Annotated in this window: 16 protein-coding genes; 1 reads left to right on the top strand and 15 read right to left on the bottom strand. The window is 42.5% G+C overall.

Translation table 11 applies throughout. The annotated features are described in order from the left end of the window. Positions 1–12: 12 nt before the first annotated feature. The 3 genes from hutI to hutH form a co-directional block, all read right to left on the bottom strand. Positions 13–1,287, bottom strand: coding sequence for an imidazolonepropionase (gene hutI / locus FN960_RS03585; protein ID WP_143847032.1), 1,275 nt, complete (start codon positions 1,285–1,287; stop codon positions 13–15). Then, positions 1,284–2,957 (bottom strand): urocanate hydratase, encoded by a 1,674-nt coding sequence (gene hutU / locus FN960_RS03590; RefSeq protein ID WP_143847034.1) that lies wholly within the window; start codon positions 2,955–2,957, stop codon positions 1,284–1,286. The genes hutI and hutU overlap by 4 nt, the downstream gene beginning before the upstream one ends. 439 nt (positions 2,958–3,396) lie before the next feature. Continuing rightward, positions 3,397–4,884, bottom strand: coding sequence for a histidine ammonia-lyase (hutH, locus tag FN960_RS03595; protein WP_143847036.1), 1,488 nt, complete (start codon positions 4,882–4,884; stop codon positions 3,397–3,399). A 316-nt stretch (positions 4,885–5,200) separates the two neighbouring features. Between hutH and FN960_RS03600 the strand changes: the two genes are divergently transcribed. Further along, the gene (locus tag FN960_RS03600; RefSeq protein ID WP_143847038.1) at positions 5,201–6,136 is read left to right on the top strand and encodes an aldo/keto reductase; all 936 of its coding nucleotides are present in this window, start codon (positions 5,201–5,203) and stop codon (positions 6,134–6,136) included. Positions 6,137–6,166: 30 nt separating this feature from the next. On the opposite strand, the gene FN960_RS03605 is transcribed toward FN960_RS03600, so the two are convergent. From FN960_RS03605 to FN960_RS03660, 12 genes are all read right to left on the bottom strand, one after another. Next, positions 6,167–6,379 (bottom strand): hypothetical protein, encoded by a 213-nt coding sequence (locus FN960_RS03605; protein WP_143847040.1) that lies wholly within the window; start codon positions 6,377–6,379, stop codon positions 6,167–6,169. Positions 6,380–6,393: 14 nt separating this feature from the next. Then, the gene (locus FN960_RS03610) at positions 6,394–6,948 is read right to left on the bottom strand and encodes a TetR/AcrR family transcriptional regulator (protein WP_143847041.1); all 555 of its coding nucleotides are present in this window, start codon (positions 6,946–6,948) and stop codon (positions 6,394–6,396) included. Beyond that, complete coding sequence (locus tag FN960_RS03615; RefSeq protein WP_143847043.1) at positions 6,945–7,655, bottom strand: MBL fold metallo-hydrolase; 711 nt, start codon at positions 7,653–7,655, stop codon at positions 6,945–6,947. Before FN960_RS03615 ends, FN960_RS03610 begins: the two co-directional genes overlap by 4 nt. Before the next feature lie 114 nt (positions 7,656–7,769). Beyond that, on the bottom strand, positions 7,770–8,621 hold the full coding sequence (locus FN960_RS03620) for an aldo/keto reductase (RefSeq protein ID WP_143847045.1): 852 nt from the start codon (positions 8,619–8,621) through the stop codon (positions 7,770–7,772). A gap of 60 nt (positions 8,622–8,681) precedes the next feature. Then, positions 8,682–10,220, bottom strand: a complete 1,539-nt coding sequence (locus FN960_RS03625; protein ID WP_143847047.1) for a sensor histidine kinase — start codon at positions 10,218–10,220, stop codon at positions 8,682–8,684. Next, positions 10,217–10,924 carry a response regulator transcription factor gene (locus tag FN960_RS03630; protein WP_143847048.1) on the bottom strand — a complete coding sequence of 236 codons (708 nt, stop codon included), beginning with the start codon at positions 10,922–10,924 and terminating at the stop codon, positions 10,217–10,219. Before FN960_RS03630 ends, FN960_RS03625 begins: the two co-directional genes overlap by 4 nt. Before the next feature lie 305 nt (positions 10,925–11,229). Beyond that, a complete protein-coding gene (gene codA / locus FN960_RS03635) occupies positions 11,230–12,483 on the bottom strand; it encodes a cytosine deaminase (protein WP_143847050.1) in 1,254 nt (417 codons plus the stop codon). 5 nt (positions 12,484–12,488) lie between these two features. After that, complete coding sequence (codB, locus tag FN960_RS03640; protein WP_221936790.1) at positions 12,489–13,745, bottom strand: cytosine permease; 1,257 nt, start codon at positions 13,743–13,745, stop codon at positions 12,489–12,491. A gap of 225 nt (positions 13,746–13,970) precedes the next feature. Continuing rightward, complete coding sequence (locus FN960_RS03645) at positions 13,971–14,930, bottom strand: carbohydrate kinase family protein (RefSeq protein ID WP_143847053.1); 960 nt, start codon at positions 14,928–14,930, stop codon at positions 13,971–13,973. 64 nt (positions 14,931–14,994) lie between these two features. After that, on the bottom strand, positions 14,995–15,984 hold the full coding sequence (locus FN960_RS03650) for a Gfo/Idh/MocA family protein (protein ID WP_143847054.1): 990 nt from the start codon (positions 15,982–15,984) through the stop codon (positions 14,995–14,997). An 86-nt stretch (positions 15,985–16,070) separates the two neighbouring features. Continuing rightward, complete coding sequence (locus FN960_RS03655) at positions 16,071–16,643, bottom strand: GNAT family N-acetyltransferase (protein ID WP_143847648.1); 573 nt, start codon at positions 16,641–16,643, stop codon at positions 16,071–16,073. A 188-nt stretch (positions 16,644–16,831) separates the two neighbouring features. Beyond that, a complete protein-coding gene (locus FN960_RS03660; RefSeq protein WP_143847056.1) occupies positions 16,832–17,095 on the bottom strand; it encodes a DUF3006 domain-containing protein in 264 nt (87 codons plus the stop codon). Between the last annotated feature and the right edge of the window lie 19 nt (positions 17,096–17,114).

The raw sequence follows: 17,114 nt of genomic DNA on the forward strand, positions 1-17,114 counted from the left end.
TACATCCTCCTTTTATGGAATTAATATTCCTGATTCCACAACGACCTTTCCTTTTTTTACAACAGTATCAACGTGATTTATCGCATAGTGATATTGCAGGGTTTGGTAATTTGGTACATTAAAGATAGCAAGGTCAGCCTGTTTTCCAACCTCAAGACTGCCTATAGTAGTGGAGCGAGAGATGGCGTGTGCTGCGTTCATTGTGGTTGCTGTAAGCACCTCTTCAGGCGTCATATTCATTGTGAGGCATGCTAAATTCATGATAAACGGCAGCGATTCTGTCGGGGAAGATCCTGGATTCCGATCTGTTGAGAGTGCAACGGCAACACCGGATTCGATAAGCTTTCTAGCGTTTGCCGCCTTCTCCCTGAGAAAGAAAGCTGTTCCTGGTAATAGAACAGCAATGACCTCGGCTGCAGCGAGCTGTGATATCCCATCATCTGAAATGTTTAAGAGATGATCCGCCGTGACCGCTCCTACTCTGGCTGCTAGTTCTGCCCCGCCGAATGCCACCAGTTCATCCGCATGAATTTTCGGCTTTAGCCCTGCCCTTTTGGCAGCTTCTAAAATGTACTGCGATTGCTTAATGGAAAAGACTCCTTGTTCACAAAATACATCACAGAACTCCGCTAATTCAGCATCCTTTACGATTGGAATCATCTTATTTACAACCATGTCCACATACTCATCTGAATTGTTTTTACACTCAGGAGGAATCGCGTGTGCCCCCATAAAGGTTGAGATGATATCCATTGCGTGCTTTTGATCCAACTCCTTTGCTACCTCTAATTGCTTAACCTCATCCTCAATCGTAAGCCCGTACCCACTCTTTGCTTCAATCGTTGTTACGCCATGTAGAAGAAATTGGTCTAACCGTTCTACAGACTGTTGATACAAATCTTTTTTTGAAGCCAGTCTAGTCTCCTTACACGTACTAAGAATGCCTCCCCCTGCTTGCAAAATATCCATATACGAGCGCCCTTTTAACCTTTGCTCAAGTTCGTATTCACGTGTTCCCGCAAAGACAAGATGAGTGTGCGGATCAATTAATCCAGGTGTAACAATCTTCTCCTCAGTATCAATAGTCTGAACTGGTTTTCGAGATTGGGACAAATATTCCACAGCTCCCTCATCTGTCCCCACATAGCAGATAAAAGGACCTTCTATAATGACACTGCCACCCTCTACGACTCCAAGCTCCCCCATTTCCTCTCTAATTCTTGGCTTTTGATTATTTCCCTGCAACGTTACAAGCTGGTTGGCTCTGCGAATATAGAGTAAGCTCATGGGGAGGTTCCCCCTTTTAAAAAAGGAATGTTCAGCTTTTTTTCGTGTGCTGATTGAATGGCCTTCTCATATCCAGCGTCAGCATGACGAACGATACCCATCCCAGGGTCACTGGTTAGAACACGTTCCAGTCGCTCAGCTGCCTGCGTTGTTCCATCCGCCACTACAACCATCCCCGCGTGCATCGAATACCCCATCCCCACTCCACCCCCATGATGAATGGACACCCAGCTTGCGCCTGCTGCTGTGTTAATTAAGGCATTAAGTAAAGGCCAATCTGCTACAGCATCACTGCCGTCCTGCATAGCTTCTGTTTCCCGATTAGGAGAGGCCACAGAACCCGCGTCAAGATGGTCGCGTCCAATGACAATCGGGGCAGAGACCTCACCTGTTGCCACCATCTCATTGATAAGACGGCCAGCCAAGGCCCTTTCACCATATCCCAGCCAGCAAATTCTTGCTGGTAATCCTTGAAAGTGGATCTGCTCATGTGCCAGATGAATCCATGTGCACAAGCTTTCATTATCCGAAAACCTTGCTAATAACTTTTCATCAATTTTCCTTATATCTTCTACGTCACCTGAAAGAGCGACCCATCTAAACGGCCCTCTACCCTCGCAAAATTGAGGTCGAATGTAAGCTGGCACAAAACCAGGATAGGAAAATGCGTTTTTCACTCCTTCATCTGCCGCAACCTGACGCAGGTTATTGCCATAATCAAAAGCGACTGCGCCTTGCTCTTGCATGGCGAGAATCGCGTGGACATGAGTCGCCATGCTTTGTTTGGCTTTAGTGATATAGATTTCAGGGTGTTGTATGCGTAGATTCTCTGCTTGCCGGAGAGTGTATCCAGCAGGAATGTAGCCATGGAGCGGGTCATGAGCTGAGGTTTGATCGGTTATAATATCTGGAATAAATCCACGCTTCGCCATCTCGGGAAGAATATCTGCTGCGTTGCCTAAGAGCCCAATTGATTGGGCTTTCTTATCTTTTTTAGCCTGATGTGCGAGGGAGATGGCTTCATCTAGCGTAGTTACCCACGATTGACAGTACCCCGTTTGTACTCGTTTTTTTATTCGTGTTTCATCGACTTCAATACAAACAACAACTCCCCCATTCATTGTCACCGCAAGAGGCTGTGCTCCACCCATTCCTCCAAGCCCCGCTGTGACTGTAATCGTCCCTTTTAAACTACCCTGAAATTGCTGCCTTCCGCATTCAGCAAAGGTTTCATATGTGCCCTGCACGATACCTTGCGTTCCAATATAGATCCAGCTTCCTGCCGTCATCTGTCCATACATCATTAACCCTTTTTGATCAAGCTCATGAAAGGTGTTCCAGTTTGCCCACGCTGGAACTAAATTTGAGTTAGCCATCACTACCCGTGGTGCATGCTCGTGGGTTCGGAATACAGCAACAGGTTTTCCCGATTGAATTAATAATGTTTCATCTGATTCAAGCGTTTTAAGCTCGCGAACAATCTGTTCATATGCCTGCCAATTCCGCGCTGCCTTCCCCAACCCTCCATAAACAATTAACTCATCCGGCTTCTCAGCTACCTCTGGATCCAAGTTATTCATTAACATTCGAAGTGCAGCCTCTTGAACCCATCCCTTTGTATGAAGCTTTGTTCCTCTAGGAGAGGTAATGATACGGCTTTGATCATTCATTAAATTCCTCCTTTATTCATTTGCCATGGCCATGGCAAATGCGCGGGAATCACTTCGCTGTGCGCGAAAAAATGTTTAACGCGACTTTGGCGTTGCGATGCGCGGAATCTGGCCAGTGATGCTTAAAAATAGATAAAGCCCTTATTATTGTGTAAATACGAAATCCAATACCTATCTAAACTAGCGGACGAAAATGGAGGGCCGACACCTGCGGGATATAAAGGTTCAATGAGATGAACCGACGGAGTCGGGTTAGCTCATTACCTTCCCGCGGTAAGCGTGCCCCCATTTTCGGGAGCGGTAGCAGAAGAAACGACACATCCTCCGCTCTCTCTTTCTTTACATCAATGTAATGTACACATAAGCATGGACTCTATCCAAATATATACCCTTTGCACGGAAATCAAGCTACGGTGCGCGGTCACAATCACTGCCCCCCTTACTTAACTCTCCCTTGCTTTATCAAATCAGTCATCCTTTCAATATCGATGGACAAGACTCGATCTGCTTTAATATCAGGTACAACCTCACGAATCTGCTCATACAACTTTCTTGTGTGTGTACTTAGTAGATCTACACCACGAAACTCTGCCGCCTGGGCTGCACATATCGCTTCAATGGCGAGCACAGTGCGGGTGTTACGAATGATTGAAGATGCCTGAGCGGCTGCAGTTGTGCCCATACTCACGTGATCCTCCTGATTTGCGGATGAGGGAATCGAGTCCACACTTGCGGGATGCGCCAGCGATTTGTTTTCTGAGACGAGGGACGCTGCCACATACTGCACAATCATTAACCCCGACTCCAAGCCTGGTTTATAACTTAAAAAAGCCGGCAGCCCTTCACTTAACTGGGGATTTACCAAGCGTTCTGTTCGTCTCTCGGAAATACTCGCAAGCTCCGCAACAGCAATACCCAAAAAATCCATTGCAAACGCAATGGGCTGTCCGTGAAAATTTCCACTTGAGATCACTTGCTGACTCTCAGCAAATATCAGTGGATTATCAGTGGCTGCATTCATTTCAATTAGTAATTTTTCCTCCACGTAGGCTAGTACCTGCCTGACTGCACCGTGCACTTGGGGAATGCAGCGAATGGAATAAGCATCCTGCACGCGCCGCTCGCCCTGCGTCGTTGTGAGCTGGCTGTCGACAAGAAAGGCATGTATACGAGCAGCAACCTCTTGTTGTTCTGGATAGGACCTGACAAGATGTGGTTCCGGGCAAAATGCGTTTATGACTCCGCGTAACCCTTCTATGGTTAAAGCGGCAATGGAGTCCGCAAAATCAGCCAGAGCTTTTGCCTCTAAGTAAGAAAGAACACCCACTGCCGTCATCGCTTGAGTACCATTAATAAGAGCTAATCCTTCCTTCGCCTCAAGGACAATGGGCTGCAAACCAGATGTATTTAGAGCCTGCTCGCCACTCATCAACCTGCCTTTGAACCAAGCCTTTCCTTCTCCTACTAAGACTAACGCCAAATGTGATAATGGAGCCAAATCTCCACTTGCACCAAGTGATCCCTTGCTCGGAATATATGGATGAATCCTTTTATTTAAGCAATCAATTAATAAATTTAATGTCTCTAGTCGAATTCCAGAATATCCTTTTGCTAAAGCATTTGCACGAAGCAAAAGCATGGCACGACTTACCTCTTCTGCATAAGGCTCCCCCACACCACAAGCATGACTTCGAATTAAATTTAACTGTAACGATTTAAGATCCGTTGGAGGTATGGTCGTTTCACTTAATTTACCGAACCCTGTGTTGACCCCATACACTTTTGTTGAAAAAGCAAGCTGCTCCACAACCTCTCTACTTCTTGTTACCTTATCTATCGCTGAATCATGAAGAGCGACCGGGCTTTCTTGAAAAACGATCTGAGAGAATTCATCCAAGGTTAATGAATCACCCGTCAACTTAATCATTGAACACCCCTCTCCTTAACGTGAAACGGACCATACTAAGATCATTGTCTTAGTACAGCCCGCCAGATACTTCATCTATATGACACTTCTACCCTTGTCATTCATTATTTTTATTTGTAGGCAGTCTGCTTGTCATAATAACTGTAAGCAACATAATCACATAAAACAAAAGCGGTACCCCTACGTTAAACAGATGTATCATTTAATCATCTCCATTGTTTTATAGGGTACGCCATTAATCTAATGCATATTCTTAGTACCCATAGATAAGCTTTGCTATGATAAGAGCACTCCATACATTGAAAGGATGATGACAATGACTGCAAAAGTAGAACTAGGTCAATCTGGTTTATTTGTTAATCCTATTGGGCTCGGAACAAACGCTGTAGGAGGACACAATTTATTTAACAATTTAGATGATGAAACAGGAAGAGAGCTTGTTAGAAGAGGACTAAGTGAAGGGATCAACTTTTTAGATACAGCCTTTATTTACGGACCCGAAAATTCCGAAGTATTGGTCGGTGAGGTTGTTAAAGAATTTGGTCGTCGTGAAGACATTGTCGTTGCTACAAAAGCAGCACACCGTTTTGAAGGCGAAGAGGTTAAAATAGATAACTCCCCTGCCTTTCTCAAGCAATCAGTGGATGATGCGTTGCGTCGCTTGCAAACCGATTACATTGATTTGTTTTATATTCATTCCCCCGATGAACATACACCAAAGGATGAAGCTGTTGGCGCCTTAAAGGAACTAAAGGATGCTGGGAAAATCCGCTCCATTGGTGTCTCTAATTTCTCTATTGATCAGCTAAAGGAAGCAAATAAAGACGGCTATGTTGATGTGCTTCAAGAGGAGTACAATCTCTTCAACAGAGATGTGGAAAAGGAGATTTTACCTTATGTAAACAAACATAATCTTTCTCTTATCCCCTATTTCCCGCTTGCTGCAGGTCTTCTGGCAGGAAAATACACAAAGGATACCAAGTTTGATGACCTTCGAGCAAACCACCCATTATTTAAAGGAGATGCTTTCGAACGTAATCTTGAAAAGGTTGAGTCATTAAAAGAAATTGCCGCCAATAAAGGAGTCGAAACAGCACATGTCACCTTGGCCTGGTATCTTGAGAAGGATGGCATTGACGCCCTGATTCCAGGAGCTAAACGCCCGGATCAAGTTTCAAATAATCTAAAAACACTTGATGTTACACTTTCCCCTGAAGAGTGGAAAGCCATTGATGACATCTTTAAAGCTTGATGAATTGACCCAGGAGAAAGTTCTCCTGGGTCAATTATCGCTAGAAAGCTTCTCCAATTCTCTTTCAATAAAAAATACGGCAAGATCAAATGCGTCTATCCGCCTTTTCGCTAAGGTCATTTGAGCCTTATATCGATTCGGATTTTCTTTAGATTCAAGTGTTTTTAGTGTCTCTCTTAGTTTGTGTAAGGTCGAATCAATTTGACGTTTTGCTTCCAGTAATTCTGTTTTTTCATATTCCACTTTTATCATCTCCCCTATATTCCCTGTATAAAGGTCTCTATCATAATGTCTAACGTATCCTGTAAATCATACGGCATCCCAAATCCTTTAGCGGAATCTAAGGTCACAAAACCATGGAGCATACTTCGGAGCATACGAATTAAATGAACGGAACGTTCCTCTTCTAATCCGTATTGATACAAAACATCGCGGACGACCTCCACCACTCGTTCCTGCGCTTCTTTTAAAACAGGATTTCCTTTATGGGCAGAGCGTGAAGCGGCCTCGTACTGACCAGGGTGAACTCTGGCAAACTCAATATAGGCATAGCACAATTGTTTTAGCGCTTTGTCATGATTGTAACCAGCAGTGGCTTGGTATAGATTCTTATAAAGCCTCTGGCAGCCATGCACAGCAAGTAAATCATGCAATTCGTCCAATCCACGAACGTGATTGTATAATGATGGTGGTTTAATATTCAAATCCTTGGCTACTGCTCCTATTGATAACTGATGTAATCCTTCTTGATCGGCAATGCCTCCCGCTGAATCCACAATGTCTGAAATCGTTAATCCCCTTCTCGGACTCATGTCACTAACCCTCTTTCTGCTTCCTCAATTGCCTTTTTTAGCTCCGTACTTGGAGATGAAACCATTTTCCCATGCCCTGCCGCAAGTAAGGACGGACCATACGCTTCAATTTTCCGAGCACTTTCTAAAGCAAGTTCCTTATTCCATGTTGCCAAAGCTGGAGCTGGGAACAACCATTTTAGTGTGCCTGAAACGGCAAACCCACCGCGCACTTGAAACGCATCACCAACAATGATTAAATTTGTCCGTGTATCAATGAGACTAATTGAACCGGGCGTATGCCCTGGTGTTGCTATCACTTTTAAGGAACCAATCCAATCCCCTTCTTCCAGGGTCCGATCCGGCTTCGTTTGAATATTTTTCGGAACCCCACCTCGAATCGGTGTTTCTGGTTCACCTTCTAATAATCTTTTATCACCTTTTAACAAAAGCACATCTCTTTTTGAAATACTAACTGTGGCATTAGGCAGCCTATCTTTAAGGGCATCCAGTGAACCAATATGGTCACTATGAGCATGTGTCAACACAATCTGTTTAATAGGTTTTCCAATCTTCTCAGCCTTCTCAATGATCTTCTTATAGCTTGTAGGAAGTGCTGCATCAACAAGCGTCAGGCTGTCTGACTCCTCTACTAAATAACAATTCACAGGAAAGACATTTGGCAAAAAAGCCAGTTGATATACATGCTCCATTTTGGTCACCTTCATAAAAACATCCCCTTTTCGGCTAATACTAATCAGATTAGTTTTTATAATAACTAATCTGATTAGTTTATGCAACTAAAAAAGCTCAAATCCCCTTAAGAGATTTAAGCTTCTAAGTTAAATAATATCAAGTGGCTGTTTAGATGTTGGTGGTGGGAAAGCTGAATCAAGCTGGTCGAGGGCTTGCTGACTCAGCTCAATGGCCATTGCTTCCGCATTTTGACGAACATGCTGTTCTTGAACGGCTTTTGGTATTGAAAGCACTTGGCCCGTACGAATGGTCCAGGCTAGAGCCATTTGCAATGGCGTCACGCCATATTCCTCTGCAACTTCTTTTAGCTGTTTATTCTCAAGCAACCGCTGCCTTTCTTTCCCCCCATGTGCGATCGGGCTATATGCCATGACAGGCACTTGATTTTCCTTTTGCCATGGGATGAGATCATATTCAATCCCCCGCGAACCTAGATGGTATAGCACTTGATTGAGTTGCGCTTGATCCCCGCTGGGTAGACTCCATAGCTCCTCCATATCTGAAACATCAAAGTTGGAAATACCCCAACGTTTGATTTTCCCTTCTGACTTTAATACCTCCAGACCTTCAACTGTCTCCGATAAGGGCACGCCCCCTCGCCAGTGGAGTAAATAAAGATCAAGATAATCTGTTTGCAGTCGCTTTAGACTATTTTCGCATGATGTCACAATTTCTGGTCTGCCTGCATTATGAGGATAAACCTTTGACACAAGGAAGGCTTGGTCTCTCCGATCTTTAATAGCCTCGCCTACTACCTCTTCTGCTAAGCCTTCACCATACATTTCCGCTGTATCGATCACTTCGAGACCCAAATCTAAGCCAAGCTGTAATGCCTTTATTTCCTCACGCTTTCTTGATGAATCTTCCCCCATATACCAAGTACCCTGTCCGATACTCGGAAGGGCTGTACCATCTTTTAATGTGACTTGCATAGCCATGCCGATTCCTCCTTTTGTTTTCAATCATTCCCTTTCTACCCCAATTGAAAAACCTCTATCTTAAGCCGATAGAGGTTGTATTGAATGTTTGATTCGAACCGTCACCTTAAATAAGTCGCCATCAATGTCTAGCTTGAGTGAACCACCATGTAACTCAGCAATGGATTGTGCGATGGCTAGCCCAAGTCCCGAGCCCTCTGTGTGCCGGGCTTCATCTGCGCGTTTAAACCGCTCAAACAATTCATCTGGATTTTCACTTAACTCGAAACGCGAGGTGTTTTTGATAACCAATGTAGTCGCAGAACCTTGCCTGTTGACAGTAATATACACGCGTGTTCCGGGCAGCGAGTATTTAGCCGCATTTAACAATAAGTTGTCAAGCATTCTCCACCACTTCTGGCCATCAACTTGAACAATAACATCCTCCTCAGGTAGTTTCAGACGTAAATCTAAATTTTCAGCTTCAAATGCTTCTTGATGCTCCACTACAGCTTGTTGAATTAACTGTTTCAACTCAATATCTGTTTTATCTAATTCAATCTGCCCACTAGCCATTTTTGAAACATCAAACAAATCATCTATCAATAGCTTTAACCGATCTGATTTACGCGCAAGAACATCAACGTAGCTTTGACGTTCCTCAGCTGAAAGCTCAGGATTTTTCAACAGATCGGTATAGGTAATAATGGACGTTAACGGCGTTCTCAGATCATGACTAACATTGGTGATCAGCTCTGTTTTCATCCGTTCACTTTTTGCCTGCTCTGTGACCGAATGAGAAATTCCCTCGCGAAGCTTATTAATGTTTGTGGCATGGGATGCGATGAACGAATGGCCTTTGATTTGAACGGGCACACCAACCCTGCCTTGTGTCAGCTGCTCTGTCTGAGCAAGCACACGGTTAAAGTAGCCGAGTTTTGTAAAGAAGAGAAAGAGAGTAGGAAAGCCAACGAAGAAGACACATACTAAATATGGAAAGATGACACTGCCTTCAGAAATAAATAATAACGAGGTCCCGAACCCCCACATAAATATAACAATAAATACTAGAATTAACTTGAAGAAAAGAGAAATATCTTTAAACGCGTCTCCCAACATTTTATAAGTACTGACAGCGAAGCCTTTCTTCATTTTATTTATAAAATATTCGCTATCCTCTATTTCTAGATAAAGCCAAACCAACTGATGTAGAGTCAGCCAAATGAAGAAAAAGTAAATAGTAATCATGACAAAAAAATCAATGTTTATATAGTAGAGAAATTGAAAACCATCGAATCCTGACCATGAAAAAAATAAAAGAGTAAACCACGCCGATATCATCAGCAGTACTAAACGTACATCGAGTGGACCGGCTGCATATTGCTTTCGCATGGAGCTGTCTTTAAACCAGGATAGCTTGAACTTCAAAACAGTCATCATCAAAATAACGGCAATCGCTCCAATGATAATGATTACAGGAATAGCTATTTGTCTAAATACATCTAGGGTTCTCATAAGACTGGCGATATTCCCAATATTACTTAACAGCGTGTTTAACCCCACAAAAGCGATACCTAATAAGGCACTCCAACTAAATGTTTTGACGAAATGCTGCCTCATGACGTTCTCCCTCTTTTCTCAATCATATAGCCCACGCCCCATACTACTTTTATATAATGAGGCTGCTTTGGATCCACTTCGATTTTTTCTCGGATTTTTCGAATGTGAACCGCTACGATATTTTCCGAGTTATAGGCAGACTCATTCCAAACTCGCTCGTAGATTTCATGAATGGAAAAGACTCGCCCGAGATGAAGCATGAGAAGTTCAGTAATTCGATATTCTATCTTTGTGAGCTTGATCATACGGCCATCAAGTTGCACACATTTTGCTTCCTGATCGAGGATCAGCCCATCCACCTCAATGACCGATTCTTTTTTCTCATAGGTGCCAAGCTGAGTATATCTCCTCATTTGAGATTTCACTCGAGCCATTAACTCCATCGGATGAAATGGCTTTGTCATGTAATCGTCTGCCCCAACCGATAGTCCGTGGATCTTATCTGTTTCCTCCGACTTTGCACTGAGCATAATGATCGGAATATTACGCTCTTGTCGAATAGTAAAAGTCGCCTCAATTCCATCCATTTCAGGCATCATAATATCTAAAATCATCAGATGGACTTCGTTTTGCTCGAGCAGCAACAGTGCCTGCCTACCATTTTCCGCCTGCAGGACCCGGTATCCTTCATTTTGTAAATAGATATCAATGCCACCACGTATATCCTGATCATCATCAACCACCATGACTGTATAATCTGCCATTTGCATACCTCTTTCTACCTGTTCTGTTAATTACATTGTACATGGCAGAACTAAAGTTTCCACTAGGGAAAAACTGAAGAAATTCTTAAGATCGTATAAGGAGAAGTTATTTATAACATTTGGATGGATGCGCAACAGTTTCGATCTCAATGGCTTTTCTGCGCACTATTAATTTATTGCGCATGGTACACTGATTTTGGAACATATCAACCTTTCTGTGTATCACTTTTTCACTCACTTCAATTTCCGTGAAACTCACCTGCACTTCCAAACAAAAAAAGGCGTCCCTTAGGACGGCCTCATTCTTATAAAATAAATTCTATTGGTTTGCCTACAACTTCTCGTTCGGAAGGTGTGGTTCTGGCGATGATTTCCCCGTTACGCACGGAGTAGAGGACAGGGGCTTGCTGACGGATCATAGTGAATTCGTCTGGTGCTCCTACAATGATGAGGTTAGCAGGCTTGCCTTCTGCGATTCCGTATTGATCAGAAATGCCTAATACCTTGGCGCTGTTGGTGGTAATAAAATCAATGGATTGTTTGATTTGATCGTAGCCCATTAAGTGAGCAATATGCAGTCCCATATGTAGCACTTGGAGCATGTTGCCAGTGCCTAGTGGATACCATGGATCAAAGATATCATCATGTCCAAAGGAAACCGTCAACCCGGCTTCCTGTAGCTCCTTCACTCTCGTCATCCCGCGTCTTTTTGGATAGGAGTCAAAACGTCCCTGTAAATGAATATTCACGAGAGGGTTTGCAACAAAATTTAAGTCAGCCATTTTGAAGACGCGCATCAGCTTGGCTACATAGGCATCATTATAGGAGTGCATCGCCGTTGTATGCGAGGCAGTTACTTTAGAACCAAGACCCGTTTGATAGGCTTTGGCTGCGACAACTTCAATGAATCTCGATTGTTCATCATCTGTTTCATCACAGTGAAAATCAAGAGGCTTATCATATTTCTCTGCCAAACTAAATGCGACGTCAATTGACTCGACACCCATTTCTCTTGTCATTTCAAAGTGAGGAATACCACCTACCACATCTGCTCCTAGTCTAATGGCTTCTTCCAGCAGTTCTTGACCATTCGGATAAGAAAGAATGCCTTCCTGAGGAAAAGCGACAAGCTGAAGATCAACTACATGCTTCATTTCTTGCTTTACCTCAAGCAAAGCTTTCACAGCCGTTAGCTTATAATCCGTTGTATCCACATGTGTACGCACATGCTGAATACCTTGTGCTACCTGCCAGGTTAATGCTTTTTTTGCCCGCTCCTTAACGTCTTCATGAGAGAGCTTTTCTTTTCTTTCCGTCCAGCGTTGAATACCTTCGAACAACGTTCCAGATTGGTTCCAGTTTGGATCTCCTGCGGTCATCGTTGTATCTAAATGTATATGCGGCTCGATAAAGGGAGGAAGAACCATATTTCCATTTGCATGTATAACCTCTTCTCCCTCTTGCTCAATGCTTCGATCGATTTTAACAATTTGATCTTGATCCACTAAAAGGTCCCAATGTCCTTCTCTATCTCTCAATACTGCTTTTTTTATAATCACTGATTCTACCCCGCTTTTTTCATCATTTGTTCTCTATTTTTTTCTAGAATTTTATCTAATATAATATAGCTTACAGTTGCACCAAGAAGTGAATTAAGTGGTGAAATTCCTGGTATAAATACAGCACATAACACTCCGATAGCCCATGCTGCTATAGCTTGAATACGTACACTTGAAAATGTCCTGTTCTGAAAAACCTCGTAACTTCCTTTGCTTCGAACAAAATAATCAACAATTAATATTGCTCCAATTGGTGGAAGAGTCATATTTAGAAAGCCAAGCCAGCTCATAAAGTTGTTGTAGAGCCACATGGCAAGAAGTGTTCCTATTATACCGTTTATAATAACGAGCATTTTTTTTGGTAGTTTTGTAATATTAGAAAATCCAAGCCCTGATGCATATAAGGAATTATCATTAGTTGTCCATATATTTAATCCTAAGATAATTAAGGCAGGAATGATTAGTCCTTGTGTAAACATTACCTCTGAAATATCAGCTTGGCCTGTTGAGATGGTTCCAATTGCTCCGAACAAAAACATAAGCGAATTTCCTAAGAAAAAGGCCATCAAGGTTGTTGATACGGCAATCTTTTTTGATTTTGCGAATCGCGCAAAATCAGGTGTCAGCGTGCCTCCACTGATAAATGATCCTAAACAAACGGATATAGCTGCAGCGATACCGAGTGTTTCTACTGGCTGATAGGCCATTAGCTCTTCTAACCCACCCATTGAGCCCACCGCGCGCGTACTAGTTACACTTCCGAGAATAGCAATAGCTGGAACTGCAATAAAGCTTAAAGCGGTCAATGCCTTAATTCCAAAATAAGCGGTAGCGGTCATGAGCAGTCCTGAAACGATAATAATCGGCCAAATGTCTAGACCTGTCACCTTTTGAAATGGCAAGGCAAACATCATCACACCTACACCAAACCAACCAATTTGAGTGATACTTAGCAAAAATGAGGGCAGATACGACCCTTGCTTTCCAAACGAATAACGTGTTAATAAATGTGTTGATAACCCGGTTTTAGACGCTATATATGAGAGAACACCTGTGTAAGCACCGAGTAACAAGTTCCCTATTAATACCGTCACAATGAATTGAGAGAACGTGAGACCCTGACCAAGCGTACCACCCGCAAGCATACTTGCTGAGAAAAAAGTAAAGCCAACCATCAGCATAAACATTTTCCAGAAGCCCCTTCTGTGTGACTCTGTAACAGCTTCCAGCGCAAAATCTTGATCTACTGACTTCTTAACCATCTTCATCCTCCATTCGTCTTTATCAAAAAAAGCCCGGGAAGAATCAATGGATTCTTCACCGGACTTTTCCTCCCAGTTTAAGCATCAGGGATGCCGCCTCCCCGGACCTGCCTCTAACTGATTAAACAGCTAAACGGAACCCTGAGAAGCTACTTATTTGAATGAAGGAATCATAGCACAAAAAATTCGTCAGGAAACGACACTTGTTAAATTATCTGACAACTTTTATCCTCGCTCCTCTAAAAACGCATGAACTTCATCTCTAGTTGGCAACGCGGTCATTGCTCCTTTTGATGATGCTGCTAGTGCACCTGATACAGCTGCAAAAGCCCCGATTTGCTTTAGAGCTTCAGGAGTAAGAGAGTCAAGGGGCTCCTTAAGATTATCCAGCTGTGCAAGCACCGCAGATACAAACGCATCTCCTGCACCCGTTGTATCAACTGCATCGACCTTATAGACAGGAATATCCACTTTATGTGTATCAGTATAAAATGAGCTACCATTTTCACCTTTTGTAATGATTAGTAGCGGAATCTGATAATCTTTTAGTTTAAACACAGCGACAGCTTCATCCGTTTCATCGGTTAAAAATTCTAGCTCTTCCTCTGACAGCTTTACAATATCACTTGTTAACAGCAGCGCTTTTATTTGTTCTAGTGCTGATAACTCATCTGGCCAAATCGACAGACGTAGATTCGGATCTAATGAAACAAGCATACCATTCTCTTTCGCTAAATGAATGGCTTTATGTGTGGCTGCCCGACTCGTTTTATGAATCGTTGAGATCGAACCTATATGTAGAATATTTGCATGATGAAATAACTCTTCGTTAAGATTATCTATAGACAGAACCTGATCCGAGCTATGATCAATGAGAAACTCAAAACTGCGCTCCCCATTTTTTGCGAGTTCAACAAAAACAAGTGGTGTTTTGGCTATTGTTGTTTGTATGAGCCCTTGGATGTTGACGCCATAGTCTACTAATGTTTTCCGTAAAAAGTGACCAATTAAATCATCACCAATTGCTCCAATAAAATAACTCTCCACATCGAGGCGACTCAGTCCAACTGCAACATTGGCAGGAGCACCACCCGGACTTTTTTGATACTGTGTATTCTCTTCGTTTAACGGAATCATGTCAACTAAGACTTCTCCGAGTGAGATAATCCCCTGCTTTTGTATCATATGTACCCCCTAGCTCGTTTTGTTCTATACTTTACTATATCATGTATAGAACAAGATTAAGAGTTTAGAGGCGTATACGTTCTCCTGTTTTTGAGGATTTAATTGCCGCCCAGGTTAACTGAAGGCTTTTTATATTATCTTCAATAGAAGTTGGTGGGATCGTGTCTTCAATAATTGATTGAATGAAGGCATCTAATGATATCATTCGATCAGAGGCAGGTGTTTTGATGAGTGGGATCTCTTCTGGTGTATCTTCCTCCCCTTGATATAGCAAAACGTGATCATCTATTAATTCAATTGCCCCTTTATCCCCAACTAATCGGATGTCTCCATTCCATCCAGTCTTTTTGCCTTTTCCTGCCCATCTGCCACGGTAATGAACCTGCACACCTTCACTAAATGTAATCGCAGCATCAGCATGTGGATTCCCTTTAAACCAACTCCACGATGGTCTAGAGCTAGTCGCCTGAATGGTTACTGCTTCATCACTTAATAAATAACGAAGAATGTCAAAGTGATGAATCGCCATATCTTGAAGTAGAATTTCCTCATATTGATCTCTCCACCCACCAAAGTGTGTGGCTTTATTAAAATAGTAATCTGCATATTCAATAGTACCGATGCTACCTGCAGCAAGCAGCTGTTTGATCGTTTGAATTTGTGGGTTCCAGCGATAATTTTGACTAACCATAACCTTGAAATCATATTGCTTAGTGAATGCTAAAAGCTCTTGGGCCTCCTCAGTAGTATCTGTTAAAGGCTTCTCCATCATCACATGTAAGCCTGCTTTAATAGCCTGCTCTGCTAACAGCTTATGAGTAGTAGGAGGCGTGACAATTAACACAAAATCAGCTTCAACTCGCTCTATGGCTTCTTGAAACGATGTAAACACATGGCTTGGCCCAAGATCTGTTAAATCCATTGCCTTTTGAAGACTTTCTGACTGTTGATCAACTACTGCTACAAGCTCAATCTTTTCGTTAGTAGATAAGAGTTCTAGCCAAGATGCTCCGAAGCCTCCGACCCCAATTTGAATTGCTTTTAACTTCCCCATTTACCTCGACTCCTTTATGCGACTGTTTTAAGCGCTTTCATATTATGTACAACTCTACCTTGATTCCAAGTAGAGTTCAATAGTTCTTATTGATGTGCACTATTTAACATCGCATAGAGACAGGTATCCCTGTAGCTACTCCCATCTGTAGATACACTATTCTGCTTTAACACTGCTTCTAATTTATAACCTAGCTTTTCTGGGATAGCACGGCTCTGCTTGTTTTCTGGATCACAGTGAATCTCTAGACGATGAACGCCAAGCTTATGAAAAGCAAACCATGTAATACCGGCAACCGCCTCTGTCATATACCCTTTTCCACTTTGTCTACTGTCCATCCAGTAACCGATTTCCATCTTTGGGACAGACCAATTAATCTGATGAAGTCCTGAAGAACCTACAAATCCCCCCGTTTGCTTATCAAACAAATGAAGCCTCAGATCCTTTTTTCTAATATATTGCTCATGCGCATACCGGATGCCATGTTCTGTTTGCTCCAAGGTTGTTGGGTTGTGCGCCCAATGAATCCAAGGGAGCATCTCCTTCCTCGACGCTTGTTGTGCTTCAAATACAGCCTTCCCGTCTCCAGGCATAGGCAACCTAATAAACAACCGTTCTGTCTCAAATGATTGCGGAACATTAGGCAGCATAGAAAGCATCATCTCACCCCGTTTCACATCTATATATCAAGTATAAGTTTGCCGGGCAGGTCCTATACTACTTAGCGTAAAAGATGTGTGGTGATACTCCAATTAAAGCTCCGGGTGTATGATAAGAGAACCTACAGCTGTTTAATACGTTTAAAATCATAACAAAAAAGGCTTCTGTTCATTTGAACAGAAAGCCTTTATTTTGAACGTCTTTTCATTTTTTTCATCTCTCGTAGCTTGTCCATTTTATTATGAATTCGATTCTCTGTTGCTTTTGTTGCTTCTTCATCTAGAGTAACGGAATGTACGATGTCATTTTCTAATTTAACAAACAAATGACTGCCTTCTTTGACCTCTTTCGGAAGTATCGAACGACTTACATTGTATTCCTTTTCATTTTCCCCAATTAATAAAACAGCTAGATCATGATCTTCAAAGCGATCCAAAACAGCTTTCTTCAAACGTTTGCCTCCTTATTTA

Origin of the sequence: Alkalicoccobacillus porphyridii (genome assembly GCF_007293315.1) — a bacterium.
In the GTDB taxonomy this organism is placed as follows: domain Bacteria; phylum Bacillota; class Bacilli; order Bacillales; family Bacillaceae_D; genus Alkalicoccobacillus; species Alkalicoccobacillus porphyridii.